Annotated in this window: 18 protein-coding genes and 1 pseudogene; 12 read left to right on the top strand and 7 right to left on the bottom strand. The window is 74.2% G+C overall.

The window, feature by feature from the left end; genetic code table 11:
- Positions 1–41: 41 nt before the first annotated feature.
- The 3 genes and pseudogenes from RQM47_RS10405 to RQM47_RS10395 all read right to left on the bottom strand — a co-directional run.
- Entirely contained in the window at positions 42–554 is a 513-nt protein-coding gene (locus tag RQM47_RS10405; RefSeq protein WP_314008867.1) for a DUF5683 domain-containing protein, read from the bottom strand.
- Positions 555–770: 216 nt separating this feature from the next.
- Positions 771–1,730 carry a ParB/RepB/Spo0J family partition protein gene (locus RQM47_RS10400; RefSeq protein WP_314008866.1) on the bottom strand — a complete coding sequence of 320 codons (960 nt, stop codon included), beginning with the start codon at positions 1,728–1,730 and terminating at the stop codon, positions 771–773.
- Positions 1,731–2,151: 421 nt separating this feature from the next.
- Positions 2,152–2,926: pseudogene (locus RQM47_RS10395) on the bottom strand (ParA family protein); the annotation flags it as partial.
- Between the two features lie 216 nt (positions 2,927–3,142).
- Here RQM47_RS10395 and RQM47_RS10390 point away from each other — a divergent pair.
- The 11 genes from RQM47_RS10390 to RQM47_RS10340 all read left to right on the top strand — a co-directional run bounded on the left by RQM47_RS10390 (position 3,143) and on the right by RQM47_RS10340 (position 11,392).
- Complete coding sequence (locus RQM47_RS10390) at positions 3,143–3,337, top strand: hypothetical protein (RefSeq protein ID WP_314008862.1); 195 nt, start codon at positions 3,143–3,145, stop codon at positions 3,335–3,337.
- Positions 3,338–3,424: 87 nt separating this feature from the next.
- Positions 3,425–3,646, top strand: a complete 222-nt coding sequence (locus RQM47_RS10385) for a DUF433 domain-containing protein (protein WP_314008861.1) — start codon at positions 3,425–3,427, stop codon at positions 3,644–3,646.
- Positions 3,639–3,833 carry a hypothetical protein gene (locus RQM47_RS10380; RefSeq protein ID WP_314008859.1) on the top strand — a complete coding sequence of 65 codons (195 nt, stop codon included), beginning with the start codon at positions 3,639–3,641 and terminating at the stop codon, positions 3,831–3,833. Before RQM47_RS10385 ends, RQM47_RS10380 begins: the two co-directional genes overlap by 8 nt.
- A 12-nt stretch (positions 3,834–3,845) precedes the next feature.
- Entirely contained in the window at positions 3,846–3,998 is a 153-nt protein-coding gene (locus tag RQM47_RS10375; protein WP_314008857.1) for a hypothetical protein, read from the top strand.
- Between the two features lie 26 nt (positions 3,999–4,024).
- Positions 4,025–6,139 (top strand): ATP-dependent helicase, encoded by a 2,115-nt coding sequence (locus tag RQM47_RS10370; RefSeq protein ID WP_314008856.1) that lies wholly within the window; start codon positions 4,025–4,027, stop codon positions 6,137–6,139.
- 80 nt (positions 6,140–6,219) lie between these two features.
- Entirely contained in the window at positions 6,220–6,585 is a 366-nt protein-coding gene (locus tag RQM47_RS10365; protein WP_311663793.1) for a nucleotidyltransferase domain-containing protein, read from the top strand.
- The gene (locus RQM47_RS10360) at positions 6,572–6,985 is read left to right on the top strand and encodes a HEPN domain-containing protein (protein ID WP_314008854.1); all 414 of its coding nucleotides are present in this window, start codon (positions 6,572–6,574) and stop codon (positions 6,983–6,985) included. Before RQM47_RS10365 ends, RQM47_RS10360 begins: the two co-directional genes overlap by 14 nt.
- A gap of 150 nt (positions 6,986–7,135) precedes the next feature.
- A complete protein-coding gene (locus RQM47_RS10355) occupies positions 7,136–7,606 on the top strand; it encodes a GNAT family N-acetyltransferase (protein ID WP_314008852.1) in 471 nt (156 codons plus the stop codon).
- A gap of 234 nt (positions 7,607–7,840) precedes the next feature.
- A complete protein-coding gene (locus RQM47_RS10350; protein WP_314008850.1) occupies positions 7,841–9,064 on the top strand; it encodes an ABC transporter permease in 1,224 nt (407 codons plus the stop codon).
- 145 nt (positions 9,065–9,209) lie between these two features.
- Complete coding sequence (locus tag RQM47_RS10345; RefSeq protein ID WP_311663786.1) at positions 9,210–10,424, top strand: ABC transporter permease; 1,215 nt, start codon at positions 9,210–9,212, stop codon at positions 10,422–10,424.
- Between the two features lie 164 nt (positions 10,425–10,588).
- A complete protein-coding gene (locus RQM47_RS10340; protein ID WP_311663784.1) occupies positions 10,589–11,392 on the top strand; it encodes a DUF922 domain-containing protein in 804 nt (267 codons plus the stop codon).
- Positions 11,393–11,470: 78 nt separating this feature from the next.
- Here the strand turns inward: RQM47_RS10340 and RQM47_RS10335 are convergent, their stop codons facing one another.
- The 4 genes from RQM47_RS10335 to RQM47_RS10320 all read right to left on the bottom strand — a co-directional run bounded on the left by RQM47_RS10335 (position 11,471) and on the right by RQM47_RS10320 (position 16,488).
- Positions 11,471–12,043, bottom strand: coding sequence for a hypothetical protein (locus tag RQM47_RS10335; protein ID WP_311663783.1), 573 nt, complete (start codon positions 12,041–12,043; stop codon positions 11,471–11,473).
- Between the two features lie 45 nt (positions 12,044–12,088).
- A complete protein-coding gene (locus RQM47_RS10330) occupies positions 12,089–12,319 on the bottom strand; it encodes a hypothetical protein (protein ID WP_311663782.1) in 231 nt (76 codons plus the stop codon).
- Between the two features lie 127 nt (positions 12,320–12,446).
- Positions 12,447–14,813, bottom strand: coding sequence for an acyl-CoA dehydrogenase (locus RQM47_RS10325; RefSeq protein WP_311663781.1), 2,367 nt, complete (start codon positions 14,811–14,813; stop codon positions 12,447–12,449).
- Between the two features lie 529 nt (positions 14,814–15,342).
- Positions 15,343–16,488, bottom strand: coding sequence for a M23 family metallopeptidase (locus RQM47_RS10320; protein ID WP_311663779.1), 1,146 nt, complete (start codon positions 16,486–16,488; stop codon positions 15,343–15,345).
- 153 nt (positions 16,489–16,641) lie between these two features.
- Between RQM47_RS10320 and RQM47_RS10315 the strand changes: the two genes are divergently transcribed.
- A complete protein-coding gene (locus RQM47_RS10315) occupies positions 16,642–17,187 on the top strand; it encodes a hypothetical protein (protein ID WP_311663778.1) in 546 nt (181 codons plus the stop codon).
- The last annotated feature ends 12 nt before the right edge of the window (positions 17,188–17,199 follow it).

Raw genomic sequence — 17,199 nt, 5'->3', positions numbered from 1 at the left:
GCCGCCGCCGCCCCGCCCGCTGCCCAGCCGCCCCGCCCCCGCTACAGCCGCACGCGGAGGGCGAGGCCGCCCCGCTCGGGCGCGAGCCGCACCGAGAGGTCCTCGCTCACGTCGAAGCCGGCCAGCTGCGCCGCCACGTAGGCGTCGAGCGCCTGGACCGCGTACGCCACGCCGACGACGAGGACGGCGATGTCGCGCTGCCCCCGCGCTCGGTTGCGAATGGGCTTCACGCTCGCGAACGTGGGCTCGTTCAGCGCCTCCCACTCGCCGCGCGTCGACTCCACCGCTTCGGGGGTGCAAGCTGCTCCCAGGTCGGTCCGGTCCTCGGGTTCGAACTGGACGCACCCGGCGTAGAACGCCGCGCGATCGTACCGGAGGTACTGCCGCTGCCGCGAGACGGCGTACACCACGGCGCCCGCGACGGCTGCCGCCGCGAACGGCGCCTTCAGCGGCTGGCCCGCGTACACCTGCCCCCACCCCGGCACGGCGACCGCCCGGAGGACCGCCCCACGCGGGGACGGCAGCGAGTCGGCGGCGACCGAGTCGGCGGACATCGGGGGCGGGGCGGCGACCGGGGGCGGGGCCACCACCTGCGCCTCCACCCCGCCCGCGGCAGCAAAGAGAGCCAGGGCGACGAGGCCGCACGCCACCCCGCCCCGCCGGGCGGGGCGGTGCCCCAAGGTCCTCTGCCAGTTCCTCGTTCCCATGTCCCCGTTCCCCGACGCACGCGGCCCGCTGGTCTGTCTCCGCAGAACGGGCCGCCGCGCCGGCTAGTCCCCGAGCAGGCGGTCGACCACGCGCTCCAGGTCGTCGACCGAGTAGTACGCGATCTCGATCGTCCCGCCGTCGTCGCGGTGGCGGATGCGGACCTGCGACGCGACGCGGTCGCGGAGCTTCGCCTCCATTGCCTCGACCTGGAGCCGGTCGCGGTCGGGGAGCCCGGCGGCCGGAGTCGACGGCGCGGGCGGGGCGGCGTCTTCCGGCGCGGCGCCCTCGCGGAGCGCCCGCGCCCGGCGCTCGACCTCGCGGACCGAGAGGCCCTCGTCGAGCGTCGCGCGGTGGAGCGACAGGAGCGCCTCGGCGTCCTCGACGCCCACGAGCGAGCGGGCGTGGCCCGACGAGAGCGCCCCCTCGCGGAGCGAGGCCTGCACGCGCGGCGGCAGCCGGAGCAGGCGGAGCGCGTTGGCGACCGTCGGCCGGCTCTTGCCCACCTTCTCGGCCACCTGCTCCTGCGTCAGCCCCACCTCCTCCATCAGCCGCTGGTAGCCCAGGGCCACCTCGACCGGGTTGAGGTCCTCGCGCTGGACGTTCTCGACGATCGCCATCTCGAGCATCTCCTCCGTGTCCGCCTCGCGGACGTAGCACGGCACGCGCGTGAGCCCGGCGCGGCGGCTCGCGCGGAGCCGGCGCTCGCCCGAGATCAGCTCGTAGCGGCCGTCGCCGAGCGCGCGGACCGTGAGTGGCTGGATGATGCCGAGTTGGCGGACCGAGGCGGCGAGCTCGTCGAGGGCGTCCTCGTCGAAGTCCTTCCGCGGCTGGTACGGGTTGGGCCGGATGGCCTCGACCTCCAGGTCGGCGACGCGGCCGGCGAGCCGGCGGCGCTCCTCGAAGTTGTAGAGGCGCGTGCCCGCCCCGCCCGTTTGCGGCCCGCCCTCGTCGCCGTCCGGCGACGGGTGCTGCGGGAGGAGGGCGCTGAGGCCCTTGCCGAGGGCGGCTTTCTTGGTGGCCATGCGTTCGGGGGTCGGTAAATCAGTCGGTCGGTGGATCCGTGGGTCGGGGGCCGAGCGGAGCCGGATCGGGCAGGAGCGCCCGCCGACTCACCGCCCCCGCCGACTCACTGGCCCGGGCGGCCGGGCGTCGCGCGCGAGGCGAGGACAACGCGGCCGGGCTCGCCGGACCCGTCGCCGCGCCCGGCCGCGCTCGGCGAGGCGGACGCGCTCGGCGACGGCACGCTCGGGGGCGGGGCGGACGGCGGCGGAGCGGAGGGCGGCGGCACCGGCCGGGACGCCGCCCCGCCCGCGCTCGGGGCGGGGCGGCCGGTGTTCGAGGGCTCGGATGCAGGGCGGGGCGGGGCGGGGCGCGAGTCGGGCTCGGCCACGACGGGCGGCGCATCGAGCGGGTCGCCGTCCGACGCCTCGCCGGCCGCCTCGTCTTCGAGGTAGCGCTGGTTGTTGCGGATGACCTCGCCCGCGAGCGCCATGTAGTTTTTGGACCCCGACGAGACCGCGTCGTACAGGAGCACCGGCTTCCCGAAGCTGGGCGCCTCCGACACGCGGACGTTCCGCTGCACGACGGCCTCGAACACGCGGTCGCCGAAGTACCGGCGGACCTCGGCGGCCACCTGGTTCGAGAGCCGCAGCCGCCCGTCGAACATGGTCAGCAGCACGCCCTCGATTTCAAGGTCCGGGTTCAGGTGCTGCCGGACGATCTTGATCGTGTTCAGGAGCTGGCCCAGGCCTTCGAGCGCGAAGTACTCGGTCTGGACCGGGATGAGGACTGAGTCGGCGGCGGTCAGCGCGTTGAGCGTGAGGAGCCCGAGCGACGGCGGGCAGTCGATGACGATAAAGTCGTACGTCCGCCGGGCGCGCTGGAGCGCCTTTTTCAAGACCCGCTCGCGCTCGAACAGGTCGATCATCTCGATCTCCGCCCCGACCAGGTTGATGTGGCTGGGGACCACGTCGAGGAACGGCATCTCCGTATGGAGCGTGGCGTCCTCGACGGCCACGCTCCCGGTGAGCACGTCGTAGACGGACGACGGCGCCGTCCGGCTCTCGATGCCCAGCGACGACGTCCCGTTGGCCTGGGGGTCCGTGTCGAGCAGGAGCGTGGGGTGCTCGGAGGCGGCCAGCGAGGCGGCCAGGTTCACGGCCGTCGTGGTCTTCCCGACCCCGCCTTTCTGATTCGCGACCGCGATGACCTTGCCCATGACGGGGGGGGGCGCTGTGGGGGGAGACGGCCCGCGCCGAGTGCCCTGAGGGGCGCGGGGGAGACGGCCCGAATATAGGCCGCCCCGCCCCCCGTCGCCACCGCTCCGGGACCGCCCCGCCCGGGCGGGGCGGGGCGGAAACCGCCGAGCGGACTCACCGAGCGGACCCAAAGGGCGAGGCGGCCGGTAGCCCCCTCCCACTCTCCAGCTCCGCCCATGCCGCTCGCCGACACCGCCCGCCGCTCGCACCAGGACCTCCTGGATTTCCAGTCGTCGCTCCGCGACCGCGTCCACGAGACCGACGACGACCAGCTCGCGGCCGTCCTCGAAACGGCCGCCGAGGCGCTCGGCGGGCTCGCCGAAGCGTTCGCCGACTTCAACGAGGGCGACGAGGCGGCGTGGGACCGCTGAGCCGCCCCGCCCTCACCGGCCGTCCGCTCGCGGATCGAGCGGGGCGGGGCGGCGTACGTTTCAGGCTCTCCCCCGCCCCGCCCGGCCATGAACCGAGAAGACGTCTACCACTCCGACCCCGAGATCATGAGCGGGGCGGTCGTGTTCGTCGGCACGCGCGTGCCCGTCCACACGCTCGTCGACCACCTGATCTCCGGGATCTCGCTCGACGAGTTCCTGGAAGACTTCCCGACGGTGAGCCGGGAGCAGGCCGTCGCCTTCCTCGCCCTTTCCGAAGCGTCCCTCGTTGGCCAAACCGCTGGTGCCTGAGTCGACCCGCGTCCTCCTGGACGAGGGCGTGCCGGCGAGGCTGCGGCTGGCGTTCTCCGGCGGGTTCGCCGTCGGGACGGTCCAGTTCCGAGGGTGGGCGGGGCGGCGCAACGGCGACCTGCTCCGCGCGGCCTCGGCGTCGTTCGACGCGCTCGTTACGGTGGACAAGCAGATGCGGCACCAGTAGAACGTCGGCGCGGTGGACATCGCTGTCGTCGCGCTCGACGCGAGGGGGACCGCACTCTCGGATCTGCTCCCGCTGATGCCCGAGGTGGAGGTCACGCTCCGCGTCCTCCGTGCCGGGCAGGTCGCCATCGTGTCCGCCCCGCCCGCCGGTTCGCCCGGCGCGTAGACTCTCCGCACCACCCCGCCCCGCCCGTGGCCCGCCGTTTTGTCCTCCAGCCCCGGGCGCCCGCCCCGCCCGCGGCCCTCCAGATCGACTACGCCGAGGCGCTCGACCCGCAGCAGCACGCCGCGGCGACGGCGCCGGGCGGGGCGACGCTCATCGTGGCCGGCGCCGGGACCGGCAAGACGCGGACGCTCACGTACCGCGTGGCCTACCTCGTCGAGACGGGCGTGAAGCCGGAGCAGATCGCGCTCCTCACGTTTACGCGCCGGGCCGCCCGCGAGATGATCGAGCGCGCCGGCGCGCTCCTCGACGGCCGCTGCGAGCGAGTGCGCGGCGGCACGTTCCACGCCTTCTGCCTGGAGACGCTGCGCGTGCACGCCGAGGCCATCGGCTACCCGCGCCGGTTCGGGGTCCTCGATGCCGCCGACGCCGCCGACGTGGTCGACCTCGCGCGGACGCGGTTGGGGCTCCACACGCTCCCCACGCGGTTCCCCAAAAAGCGGACGCTCCTCGCCATGTTCTCGGCGGCCACGAACCGCGGGCTCGCGCTCGACGACGTGCTCACCGAAGACTACCCGCAGTACGCGGGCCACCTCGACCTGCTCCTCGACCTCCAGCGGGCCTACGCCGAGACCAAGCGCCAGACGGGCGTGGTCGACTACGACGACCTCCTCGCCCTCACGCTCCGGCTGCTCACCGAGAGCGACGACGCGCGCCGCGCGGTCGCGGGGCGGTGCCGGCACGTGCTCGTCGACGAGTACCAGGACGTGAACGCGCTCCAGGCCGACCTCGTGGAGCAGCTCCAGTCCGCCCACGGCAACCTGACGGCCGTCGGCGACGACGCGCAGTCGATCTACGGCTTCCGCGGGGCCGACGTGGGCCACATCCTCGACTTCGGCAAGCGCTACAACGGGGCGCGCGTGCTGAAGCTGGAGCACAACTACCGCTCGACGCAGCCCATCCTGGACCTCGCCAACCACGTCCTGGCGGGCGCCCGCGAGAAGTACGACAAGCGCCTGTTTACCGACCGCGAGGGCGGCGACCGCCCCGCCCTCGTCCAGGCGCCGGACGACGACTGGGAAAGCCGGTTCGTGGCGCAGGTGGTGCTCGACAAGCGCGAGGGCGGGGTGGGGCTCCACCGGCAGGCCGTCCTGTTCCGGTCGGGGTGGTGCTCGTACGCGCTCGAGGCGGAGCTCACGCGGCGCGGCGTCCCCTTCGTGAAGGTCGGCGGGCTGAAGCTGGCCGAGGCCGCCCACGTCAAGGACGTCGTGGCCCACCTCCGCGTCGCCGAGAATCCGGCCGACGCGGTCGCCTGGAACCGGGTGCTGCGCTTGGTAGAGGGCGTCGGCCCGCAGACGGCGGCGCGGCTCCTCGACTGGATCGCGGCGGCGGCGGACGCGGGCGGACCGCAAACCGGCGAGGCGGCCGTCCACGCGCTCCGCTCGGCGGACGAGGTCGTCCCGTCGCCGGCCGTCGCGCGGGCCGTGGGCCGGCTTGTCGAGGCGCTGACGCCGCTCCGCGACGGGTCCGCGCCCCGCCCTGGCGGCGACGCGCTCGCGCCCGAGGCCCAGGTCGAGCGCGTGCTCGCGTACTACCGCCCGGTCTTCGAGCGCGTCTACGCCGACGACTGGCCCCGGCGCGAGGCGGACCTGGACGCCGTCGCCGCGCTCGCCGCGCAGCACCGCTCGCGGACGGCGCTGCTGGAGTCGCTCGCGCTCGACCCGCTCGACTGGTCGCAGGAGGCGGCCGAGGGCGCGCTGAAGGACGAGGCGCCGCTCGTGCTCTCGACGATCCACTCGGCGAAGGGGCTCGAGTTCGACACCGTCTTCCTGCTCCACGCGCTCGACGGCGTGCTCCCGTCGCAGTACGCCGTCCGCGACCAGGACGGCGAGGACGAGGAGCGGCGGCTGCTCTACGTGGCGCTCACGCGCGCCGAGACCGAGCTGTACTGCTCGTACCCGCTCGCGCAGTACCGGCGCGGCACGGGCCAGTTTCTGACTGAGCCCAGCCGGTTCCTGTCGGGCGTGCCCGAGGCGCTCCTCGAACCGTGGTCGCTCGTCGAGGACGCCGCCCCGCCCGAGGCGGCCGACGCGCCGGCGCTCCCCGAGTCTCCCCCGCCCGCGCTGCCGGGGCGGGGCGGCTGAGCGGAGCATGCGGGCGGGGCGGCCCGTACCATGTGGCGAGTTCGCACCTTGCGTCCGCCCGTTGGGTCCGCCCCGCCCCCATGTCCACGCACGCCGACCCTGCCGAGGACCCGCTCGTCCGCCCGCTCGTCGCGCAGATCGTGGCCGAGTTCGACCCGCTCCGCGTGGTCCTGTTCGGGAGCCGCGCGGCGGGGACCGCCCGGCCCGACAGCGACGTCGACCTCCTGGTGGTGATGCCTGACGGGACGCCGCGCCGGCGGGCGATGGTCGAGATCGGGGCGCGCCTCCCGCGTCCGGGCGTGGGCATTGACCTGCTCGTGACCACGCCCGCCGTTCTCGCCCAGCACGGCGACAACCCGGGGCTCGTCTACCGCGAGATCCTGCGGACGGGCCGCACGCTCTACGACGCGAAAGCTGCCCCTCTTCTCGCTCGTGCCGTCCTCTAGCCATTCCGACTCCTCGGACCCGAGGTCGTGGCTGGGCTACGCCCACGCCGACCTCCTGTTGGCGGAGTCCGCCCCGCCCTCGGGCGTCTACCTCGAGCTCCTGTGCTTTCATGCACAGCAGGCCGCCGAGAAGGCGCTGAAGGCCGTCCTCCTCGCACGGACCGGAGCCCCTCCGCCGCAGACGCACGATGTGATCCTGCTGATCGACCTCGCCGAGCGAGCCGGCGCCGGCGCCTCCCCTCTGTCGGCCGAGGCCGCCCAGGCGCTCACGCAGTACGCCGTCCTCACGCGCTACCCCGCCGACCTCGGCGCCGTTGACGAGGCCGAGTGGCAGGCCGCCGTCGCCGACGCCCGCGCCGTCGTGGAGTGGGCGGCCGAGCAGGTGGCCGGCCAGCCGTAGCCCCACCCCGCCCGCGCTGCCGGGGCGGGGCGGCGAGGACGGACCGCCCCGCCCGCCGCCGGGAGCGGGGCGGACCCGGCAGGCGGCCCTTGACCGCGGGCGGGGCGGCCCGTACCGTACCCCGCCGGCCGCGTCCTCCCCGGGTCCGCCATGCAGCTCGACCGCGCTCCCGACCTCGTCCCCAACGGCCCGCCCGGGCTGCGCGTCGAGCGCGTCGGGATGGACCGCTTCGACGAGGTCCGCGACCTCAACGAGGCTGTTTTCGGCGAGGGCCGCGTGATCTACCGGCTCGACCGGACCGACCTCACGTTCCTCCTCGCGTCGGTCGGCGACCGGGCCGTGGGCTACAAGGTGGGCTACGCCGAGACGGCCACCACCTTCTACAGCGCCAAGGGCGGCGTCCTCGACCGCTGGCGCCGCACGGGCGTCGCGCGGGCGCTCCTCGTGCGCATGGAGGACGAGGCGCGCGGCATGGGCTACGCCCGGTTCGCCTACGACACGTTCCCCAACAAGCACCCCGGCATGACAGTCCTCGGGCTGGCCGCCGGCTACACGGTCGCCGCCGCTGGCTACAACGCGGCCTACCGCGACGTCCGCCTCCGCTTCGAGCGGGACCTGTAGGGTTCAGGGTTTAAGGGGTTCGGGGTTGACAGGTTCGGGGTTAGCGCCCGCGGGGCGGGGCGGGGTGGCGTGCGGTCGAGACGGGATCGCCACCCCGCCCCATTCCAATGCGGAGAGACCCGAACGGAACAACCCTGAACGGACAACCCCCGAACCCTGAACCCCACCCGCAACCCCGCCCCGCCCCGCCCGTAGGTCGCCCCGACCGGCCGCTCCCACCCCGCCCCGCCCGCTGTGCCCGCACTCCCCACCGAGGTCGCCGAGGGCGTCCGCATCGCCGCCTCGGCGCTCTGGGAGCGGAAGACGCGGGCGCTCCTGACCACGCTCGGGATCGTCATCGGCATCGTGTCCGTGACGTCCATGTTCACGGTCATCAACGGGGTCGAGGGCGCGTTCAACCGGAGCCTCTCGCTCTTCGGCGACGACGCCCTCTTCGTCGACCGGACCCCGTGGATCATCCAGGGCGACTGGTGGCAGTACCGGAACCGGCCGCCCATCGACGAGGACGTCGCCGACGTGATCCGCGCGCGCGCCGAGGGCGTGGCGGCCGTGGCCCCGGTCGCGGGCGGGGTCACCGACATCCAGCGCGGGCAGGACCGCGTTAACGGGGTGTTCTTCGAGGCGTCGACGGCCGAGTTCCCCGACACGGGCGGCGTCGACCTCGCGGCCGGCCGGTTCTACACCGACGCCGAGAGCCGGGCGGGGCGGGCCGTCGTCGTGCTCGGCGCCGACGTGGTCGAGGACCTGTTCCCGTCCGAGGACCCCATCGGGAAGGAGGTCCGCATGGGGGGCCGCACGTTCACGGTCGTCGGGACGCTGGCGCCGCGGCCGTCGTTTTTCGGTCAGTCGACGGACTCCTACGCCATCCTCCCGCTCCCCACGTACCGCCGCGTGTTCGACCGCAACCCCGGCCTCTCGGTCAAGGTCCGCGCGGCCGACGGCGTGAGCGTCGACGAGGTCCAGGACGCGCTCGTCGGCGTCGTGCGCCAGGCGCGCGGGCTCGACGCGCTCGAAGACGACGACTTCTCGATCAACCGCCAGGACGTGCTCCGCGACTTCGTGCAGGCCATCCGAATCGCCACCTACGGCGTCGGCATCTTCCTCACGGCGCTCTCGCTGCTCGTCGGCATGATCGGCGTGACCAACATCATGTTCGTGAGCGTCAAGGAGCGGACGCGCGAGATCGGCGTGCGCAAGGCGCTCGGGGCCACGCGGCGGTCGGTCCTCATCCAGTTCCTCGTCGAGGCCGTCCTCGTGTGCCTCGTGGGCGGGGTGATTGGCGTCGCGATCGCGGCGCTCGTGGCGTTCGGGATCAACCAGGTGTTTACGGCCCAGCTCTCGGCCGGCACGGTCGCGCTCGCGTTCGGGCTCTGCGTCGTCGTCGGGCTCGTGGCCGGCGTCGTCCCGGCGTGGCAGGCCGCGCGGTCCCGCCCCATCGAGGCCCTCCGCTACGAGTGATGGGTGACGAGTTATGAGTGACGGGCGAGTGGCCTCCCCAGCGCCCCCCCCGTCGCGGGCGGCGAGCAAGAGCTTCCCGCCTCGCCCGCATCCGCATTGGCTCGTCACCCTTTACCCGTAACTCGTCACCCACCCCGCCCCGCCCGTGTCGTTCGCCGAGACCCTCCGCCTCGCCCTCCAGGCCCTCCGCGCGAACAAGCTGCGGAGCGCGCTCACGCTCGTCGGCATGGCCATCGGCGTGTTCTCGGTGATCGCGTCGGTCACGGCCGTCGGCGTCTTGGACGGCACGTTCAAGGACAACCTCGTCGGGCTGGGCACCAACACGATCACCGTCGAGCGGGAGTGGGACCCGATGACGGGCCAGATGAAAGGTCAGCCGCTCCCGTACGCGCAGGCCGAGCGCCTGGACGACCTCCTCACGCTCGCGGCGTCGGTCAGCCCGAAGCTGTGGCAGGGCGGGGCGACGGTCCGCGCCGGCGGCGAGTCGACGGAGCCCAGCGTGGGCCTCATGGGGACGACCGGAGACTACCTCGAGAACAACGGGAAGTCGCTGGCCCGGGGCCGCTTCCTCACCGACGACGACGTCCGCTCGGCCCGATCGGTGGCCGTCTTGGGCGCGACGCTCGTCGGGACCCTGTTCGAGGGCGTCGAGGCCGTGGGCAAGGAGGTCCGCATCGACGGCCGGCGGTACACGGTCGTCGGCGTGGCGGGCGAGGAGGCCGAGGGGCTCGGCGGCGGCAGCGCGAACAACCGGGTCTACGTCCCGATCACGCGGTTGATCGCGGCCTACGGGCTCGACGAGGCCGACGTCGACATCGACGTCCGCGCGCGGAGCGCCGAGGCGGTCCCCGGGCTCCGGGCCGAGACGATTGGGCAGATGCGGGCCATCCGCCGGCTCCCGCCCGAGGCCGAGAACGACTTTGAGGTGACGTCGAACGAGGCGACCGCCGAGACCTTCGACGGGTTCGCCTCGGCGCTGACCGCGGGCGGCGTAGGCATCGGGCTTATCGCGCTCCTGGCCGCCGGCGTGGGCGTGATGAACATCATGCTCGTCAGCGTGACGGAGCGGACGCGCGAGATCGGCGTGCGGAAGTCGCTCGGCGCTACGCGCCGCGACATCGGCCGGCAGTTCCTGGTCGAGGCCGTCGTCCTGTGCCAGATCGGCGGGCTGACCGGCGTGGCGCTGGGCGTGCTCGGCGGGAACGTGGCGGCGGCCGTCCTGGACTCGTCGCCGGCGTTCCCGTGGGCGTGGGCGCTCGGCGCGCTCGCCGGCGTCACGGCCGTGGCCCTCGCCTTCGGCGTCTACCCGGCGACCAAGGCGGCCCGGCTGCACCCCATCGAGGCGCTCCGCCAGGAGTAGCGCCGCGGGCGGGGCGGGGCCGTCAGGAAATAGGAAAGGGGAACTAGGAATGGGCAGAGCGGGGGTGGAGGCGGAGCGCTGTGCCCTGCCGCCCCGCCCCAACCGGGCCGCCCCGCCCTCTGCCACCCCGCCAATGAACGGCACTCGTAGAGACACGACTCGTCGTGTCTAGGGCGGGCGGACCCCGAGGGCGGGGTGGTTCTGGACGCCACCGCCCGGGGCCGCCCCGCCCGGTCCGCCGACAGCGGGCGGGGTGGGAACCGGGGCGTTCCGCTCCGGCGCGGAGCACGAGGCGCGGGGCGAGCGGCCGATACCTCCGCGAACGCGCCGCCCCGCCCCTGCGCCCGCTCGCCCTCGTCGCCGCCCTCGCCCTCGTCGCCTACGCGGGCCGCCCCGCCCCGCCCGCTGCGGGGTCGGGCGGGGCGGAGACGCCGCGCGAGCCCCCGGCGCCGCCCACGCTGCGGACCCGCCTGGACGTCCGCCCCTACGCCGTCCGCGGGCGGTCCGTCGCCGAGGTCCACCGCTCGATGCGGGCCGGCGGGCCGACCGACCACGGCACGACCTACTTCGGGATGACGGCGTCCGACGTCGTCGTCCGCTTCCGGGCCGTCGCGGGCGGGGCGGGGTGCCGCCTGGAGGCCGTCGAGGTCGACCTCGACCTCACGATGACGCTCCCCGACTGGGACCCCGGCGGCCCCGTCGACTACGCGCTCCGCCGCGACTGGGCGCGGTTCACAGCCGCGCTGCGGCGCCACGAGGACGGCCACCGCGACCGGGCCGTCGCCGGCGCCGAGGCGCTCGCCGACGCGTTCGCCAGCGTCCACGCCCCGACGTGCCCCGAGGCCGACGCTGAGGGCCGACGCCGCGTCCGCGAGGCCTACGACCGGACGGCCGCCGAGCAGGAGCGCTACGACCGGGAGACCGACCACGGGCGGACCGAGGGGGCCGCGTGGCCGCTCGATCAGTAACCGCCCCGCCCGGTGGCGGGGCGGGGCGGCCGACCGGGGATCCCAAGACGCCTCCACCTCGACCACGGTCGGCGCCCCTCAGCCTCCCTCCCGCAGAAGCTCGCCGTCCGCGAACGAGTCGAACGGCTCGATGACGACGGTGCCGTCGACCGCCCCGTCCGCGGGCTGGGCCGGCTCGACGGTCGGGTTGCTGGGGTACGACGCGCCGTCGAACGGCAGGAGCGCGCGGCCGCCCTCCGCCCCGCCCCCGCCGACGGCGAGGTCGCGCCACCCGTTCGTCTCCGTCTGCGCCGCGATCACGGGCGGGCGGCTGACGGAGACGCCCGCGACGCGCCAGAGGCCGCCGCCGCCCGGCGTGAACACGAGCGTGTTGCAGCCGCCCGACCCGCAGACGAGGGGGCCGACGACGTGCGCGACGGCCTCGGGCTGGCCGTCGCCGTCGAGGTCGACCTCGCCCCAGAAGTAGCGGACCTCGCCGCTGTCGGGTCCGTAGATCCCGAGCAGTGCCTCCCTCAGCGCGGCGTTCAGGTTCGGCTCCGCCGGCGCCTCCTCCACCCCGCCCGCCGTGGTCGGACCGGGCGGGGCGGGACCGGGGGCGTCGGACGGCGCGCAGCCGGCGGCGAGCATGAGGAGACAGAGCGGCAGGCGCATCGGTCAGAAGAAGATGGCCGGGGCACCGCCGCCCCGCCCGGGCACCTACACCTCCCGCAGAAACCGCTCGGCGTGCTCGACCACGTCTTTTTGCCGGTCCTCGTGGAGCACGAGCGTCTCCTCGCGGAACGCGACCTCAAAGGCGCCCTCGAACGGGACCGCCCGGTGGCGCTCGTACGTCATCCGGTCGCCTTCCAGGACCAGCGTCCCGCGGTCGTCGCGGAACGGGGTGCGGACGGCGTAGACGGTCCCGGATTCCAGGTCAGTGATGCGCATGAGCAGGCCCCGGGGGCGGGGCGGAAAACGTGGGCGGGGTGGCGGACCACCCCGCCCTTTGGGTCCGTCCGTTGGGTCCGCGCTCGGGCTTCGCCTTCCGGGTCCGCCCGTGGCGAGGGGGGGGCGGCTACGGGTCGAGCGGCATCCGCCCCGCCCCGATCTCCGAGCCCAGGAGCTCGTCCGGGATGCCGAAGGCGTCGACGAGCTCGACGGCGACGGGGCGGAGCCGGCCGAGCAGCGCGTTGACCTGGGTGCGGATGGCCTTCGAGACCGGCCCGTCGAACAGGTTCTGCTCGAGGAACCAGCCCCGGTCGCGCTCGACGTGTTCGAGCGCGTAGAGCGCGCACGTGAGGCGGAGCGTGTTCTGGAGCTGCGCGTCCTCCACGCGCTCGACGGCGTCCTGGAACGCCTCCAGGACCAGGCGCTCGGCGTTCGCGCGGGCCAGCGTGAGCAGGTGGTCCTGGACCTCGACGAAGGCGTCGAACGAGTCGTCGCCGCGGTCGATCCGCCCCTTGAGGCGGGCCGCCACCTGAACCAAGAGCGTCCGCTCGCGGCGCTCGAAGAGCGTCCGGTGCCACGCCGGGTCCAGGAGGTGCGCCTCGTCCGTGTTCCGGCGCGCGAGCGGGTTGACCTCGCCGAGCCGCACGTCGGCCTGCTCGCGGAGGTAGCGGAGCATGCCCCACGCGTTGAGGTCCTCGAACTCCTGGCGGTACCCGCCGAGGAGCCCCTTGGCGACCTGGAGCTGGAGGACCGTGTTGTCGCCCTCGAACGTGGTGAAGATGTCGGAGTCCGCCTTGCGGTGGGCGATCCGGGCCGACCACCGGAAGCCCTCGCCGCCGCACGCCTCGCGGGCCTCCTGGAGCGCGCGCGTGGCGTGCCACGAGGCCATCGACTTGAGCGCCGCCGCCCGCCCCTCGACCTCGCGCGTGTCGGCGTCGGCGTCGAGCGCCGCGAAGTCCTCGGCGAGCGCGTGGAGCGCGAAGTTCAGCCCGTAGCTCGTGGCCACGAGCGGGAGCAGGCGGCGCTGGTGGCTGAGGTAGTCCAGCACGACGACCTCCGGCCCGCCGGCCGGCCCGAACTGGCGCCGCCGCGCCCCGTAGCGGACGGCGACCGTGAGCCCGGCCTTGGCCGCGCTGTTGGCCGCCGCCCCGACCGCGATGCGCCCGCCGACGAGCGTCCCCAGCATGACGAAAAACCGCTTGCCGGCGCTCGGGATCGGGCTCGAATACACGCCCTCCGGGCTGACCGACGCGTAGCGCCCGAGGAGCGCCGTCCGCGGCACGCGGACGTCCGAGAACCACACGCGGCCGTTGTCGACGCCGTTGAGCCCCATCTTGTGGCCCGAGTCCTCGATGCGGATGCCGGGCATGACCGCCCCGCCCTCGTCGCGGAGCGGGACGAGGAAGCCGTGGACGCCGTGGCCCTCGCCGTCGATGACGAGTTGGGCGAAGACGGTCGCCATGCGGCCGTCGCGGGCCGCGTTCCCGATCCACTCTTTGTGGTCGTGGTCGGTCGGTGTGTCGATGACCCACTCGTCCGCCTCGCGGTCGAACGTAGCCGTCGTCTGGAGGTCGCGGACGTTCGAGCCGTGGCCGCGCTCGGACATGGCGAACGCGCCGAGCAACTCGCCCCGCCCGATCGCCGGGAGCAGCTCGCGCCGCTGCTCCTCGTTCCCGAGCTGCTGGACCGACCCGCCCCACAGCCCGAACTGGACGCCGAACTTGACGACGAGGCTGAGGTCGTGGGTGGCGAGCGTCTCGAAGGCGGCGATAAAGCGGCTGATGTCGCCCGTGCCGCCGGCCCACTCGGGGTAGGCGAGGGAGCCGATGCCCTCCTCGCCCAGCCGCTGGACCCACTGGAGGATGAGCGTACGGTAGGCGTCGTTCGAGATCCCCGGCTCGGGGTAGGCGAAAAACGGGTCGGAGAGGAGGTCGCGGATGCGGTCGCGCGTCTCGGCGTGCGGCGCGTCGAGGAGCGACTGGAGCGCGCCCACGCTGAACGCCGGCCGCGCCGCGCGGCGCTCCTCCTCGGGCGGGGCGGGCGCTTCGAGCAGGTCGCGCACGACCTCCTCGCCGACGACGCCGATCTCGGCCTCCAACTCTTCGAGCGCGCGCCGCGCCTCGGCCGGGATGCCCGCGCCATCGCCCTGCCCGGCGAGCCCGGCCAGCGCCTCGCCCAACCCGGCGAGGTCGGCGCCCTCGGCGCTCGGCAGCCGGCGCGCCGCCTGCCGCATCGTGCGGACCCACCCGAAGTAGGTCGAGGCGTCGGGCGGGGCGGACGGGTCCAGCCACGCCGCGATCTGGGCGCGGTCGCGCTCGCTCAGCCAGTCCATCGCGGCGATCCGGTCGCGGACGACGCCGATCTCGGCCGGCGTCAGCATCCCGTCGGCCCAGGCGACATAGAGGAACGGGAGGACCGGGGCGACGCCGCCGGGGAGGTCGGCGAGGGGCTCGCGGTCGGTCGAGGAGTCGAGCGGGGCGGTCGTGTCGGGCATGGAGACAGAGGAGGCGTGCGGTCCCTACCCGGGCGGGGCGGGCAAAGATGCCGGGCCGCGAAGTTTCACGGCGTTCTGAAACGACGCCCAGGGTTCGCCGGGGGCAGCAGGCAGCAGATGCGCCACCCCGCCCGAAACGCGCATGGGCGGGGCGGGCACCGTAGGGGCGACCGGCGGTCGCCCGTCCGGGCGGGGCGGCGTCGGGCGGCATCGGGCGGGGCGGTGCCAGGCCGAACCGCCCCGTCCTCGTCACAACCACCCCTAGCCCCTCCTGGCCAGGAGGGGGACTGCCGGCGCCTTCAGTCGACGGCGGCTTCGCTTGTCACCGCCCCGCCCAGGTGTGAACGGGGCGGGGCGGAACAAAACGGGCACCACCGGCCGGCGCGCTCCCTTTTCCCTTTTCCCTTTTCCCTTTTCCCTTTTCCCTTTTCCCTTTTCCCTTTTCCCTTTTCCCTTTTCCCTTTTCCCTTTTCCCTTTTCCCTTTTCCCTTTTCCCTTTTCCCTTTTCCCTTTTCCCTTTTCCCACCCCTCACCACGCCGGCGCCCCCTCGGCCGTCGTCGCCAGGAGCGCGAAGTAGCTGTACCCGCGCCGAGCCGGCTCGTAGGACACGCCGCGGCGGTAGAGCATCCGGTTCGTGCTCCGGTCGCCCAGCCAGATCCGCAGGCTCACGCCCTCGACCGTCGGGCGCGGGACTGACTCGTCGGCCACCTCGACGCGGATGGGGACGCCCTCCTGCGTGAACGCGACGCGCCACGCGGCGACCGAGTCGGGCGGGGTGGCGGCGGCGTCCGGGCCGAGCCACGGGTAGCGGCTCAGGAGGTCGAGCGGCGCCCCACCCGGGAGGTCCACGACGTAGCCCTCCTCCAAGCCGCGGACGTACTCGGGGAACGTGAGGTCGGGGTCCCGCGCGAGCGCCTCGTACAGCTCGGCCGGCGGCACGCCCGCCAGGTTGGTCCCGAAAAAGAGGCCCTGCAGGTTGGTGGTCCCGATGTACTGGTCGAACCAGCGGTCGAAGTGGCGGTTGAGCAGGAGCGCGATCTCGAGGTGGACGTGCGAGCGGCTCCGCCCGAGCCCGCGCCCTGTGAACCCCATCTTCCCCAGCGTCCCGCCCCGCCCGACCGCGTCGCCGACGGCCACGTAGGGCTCGGCGAGGTGGGCGTAGAGGCTGTAGACCGGGCTCCCGCTCCAGGTGTGCTCGACGACCACGTAGTTCCCGTAGCTCGACCCCGCCGTGTTGACGTGGACCACGCGCCCGGCGTCGATCGCGCGCACGGTGTCGACGGCGTTGCCCTCGGCGTCGCGCCCTGTCGGCCGGATATCGAGGCCCTCGTGGACGCGCCGAAACGTCTTGAACCCGAACACGGTGGGCACGGGGTCGCGGACGAACCCGTACTGGCCGCCCTCCCACTTCGCCGGCCGCAGGCTGTCGATCGTCACGCTCACGCCCATGTAGAAGTCCTCGGGGCGGCCGTCGAGGAGCGCCCGGTTCGACGTGGGCAGGGCGAGGTCGAGCCCCCCCGCCCCGCCCGCGTCGGCGCCCGCCTCGTCGGCCCCCGCCCCGCTCAGCGCTGTCCGGTGGGCGGGGCGGTCGGCCGCCTCCCGCGGCGCGCGGTCGCTCTGGCACGCGGCGAGCGCGAGGAGCAGGACGAGCAGGGCGGCGGGGCGGACGGGCATGAGCGCGGAGCAGGGAGCGGCTCCAACCTGCCCCGCCCCGCTCGCCGTTCCGCGGGGCGGGGCGGGGCGCCCCTCGGGACCGAGCCATTCGTGTGGAATTCGGCGGACCAGCGCACGCCGGCCGCCGTTGTCCGCTCCCCCACCGCCCCGCCTGTGTCCCGCGCTACGATCCTCGCCTCGGCCGCCCTGCTGCTCGCTGTGTTCGCCGTGTTCACGGCGATGTTCACCGTGTTCGCCCCGAACACGCAGACGCCGGCGCAGCGGGCCGAGGACTACGTGCGGAACACGGCGTTCGAGGAGGGCGACCTCCTCCGCCACATGATCCTGTTTCAGCGCTACCTCGAAAAGGCCGCGCTCGCCGCCGACGCCGGCAACCCGGAGCTCGCCGCGTTCTACGCGCAGAAGATCGAGGAGAACGCGCACCTCGTGGTCGAGAGCGGGTTCGTGATCGACGGCCAGGACGTGAGCGCGATCGCCGCCGAGGTAGCGCTCCCGCGCGCGGCCGACCTCGTCCGCGTCGCCGAGCAGGGCGGCGACGTCCGCCCCGCCCTCGCGCGCGTGGCCGTCGGGTGCAACGCGTGCCACATCCGCTCGGGCTACCCGCTCATCCGCGTCGACGTGCCGGACGGGCGGGGCGGCCTGTACCCGTCGCAGGACTTCGCCCCGCTCTCGGTGCGGGGGGCGGGAGCGAGCAGGTAGAGCGGGAGAGCG

The organism is Rubrivirga sp. S365 (genome assembly GCF_032248475.1).
Classification (GTDB): domain Bacteria; phylum Bacteroidota; class Rhodothermia; order Rhodothermales; family Rubricoccaceae; genus Rubrivirga; species Rubrivirga litoralis.
This window is presented reverse-complemented; position numbering and strand designations above follow the sequence as displayed.

Bases quoted from the DNA above. Each gene is read 5' to 3' on its own strand.
- RQM47_RS10405 (WP_314008867.1), bottom strand. From the start codon at position 554: ATGTCCGCCGACTCGGTCGCCGCCGACTCGCTGCCGTCCCCGCGTGGG.
- RQM47_RS10400 (WP_314008866.1), bottom strand. From the start codon at position 1,730: ATGGCCACCAAGAAAGCCGCCCTCGGCAAGGGCCTCAGCGCCCTCCTC.
- RQM47_RS10390 (WP_314008862.1), top strand. From the start codon at position 3,143: ATGCCGCTCGCCGACACCGCCCGCCGCTCGCACCAGGACCTCCTGGAT.
- RQM47_RS10385 (WP_314008861.1), top strand. From the start codon at position 3,425: ATGAACCGAGAAGACGTCTACCACTCCGACCCCGAGATCATGAGCGGG.
- RQM47_RS10365 (WP_311663793.1), top strand. From the start codon at position 6,220: ATGTCCACGCACGCCGACCCTGCCGAGGACCCGCTCGTCCGCCCGCTC.
- RQM47_RS10355 (WP_314008852.1), top strand. From the start codon at position 7,136: ATGCAGCTCGACCGCGCTCCCGACCTCGTCCCCAACGGCCCGCCCGGG.
- RQM47_RS10335 (WP_311663783.1), bottom strand. From the start codon at position 12,043: ATGCGCCTGCCGCTCTGTCTCCTCATGCTCGCCGCCGGCTGCGCGCCG.
- RQM47_RS10330 (WP_311663782.1), bottom strand. From the start codon at position 12,319: ATGCGCATCACTGACCTGGAATCCGGGACCGTCTACGCCGTCCGCACC.
- RQM47_RS10325 (WP_311663781.1), bottom strand. From the start codon at position 14,813: ATGCCCGACACGACCGCCCCGCTCGACTCCTCGACCGACCGCGAGCCC.
- RQM47_RS10320 (WP_311663779.1), bottom strand. From the start codon at position 16,488: ATGCCCGTCCGCCCCGCCGCCCTGCTCGTCCTGCTCCTCGCGCTCGCC.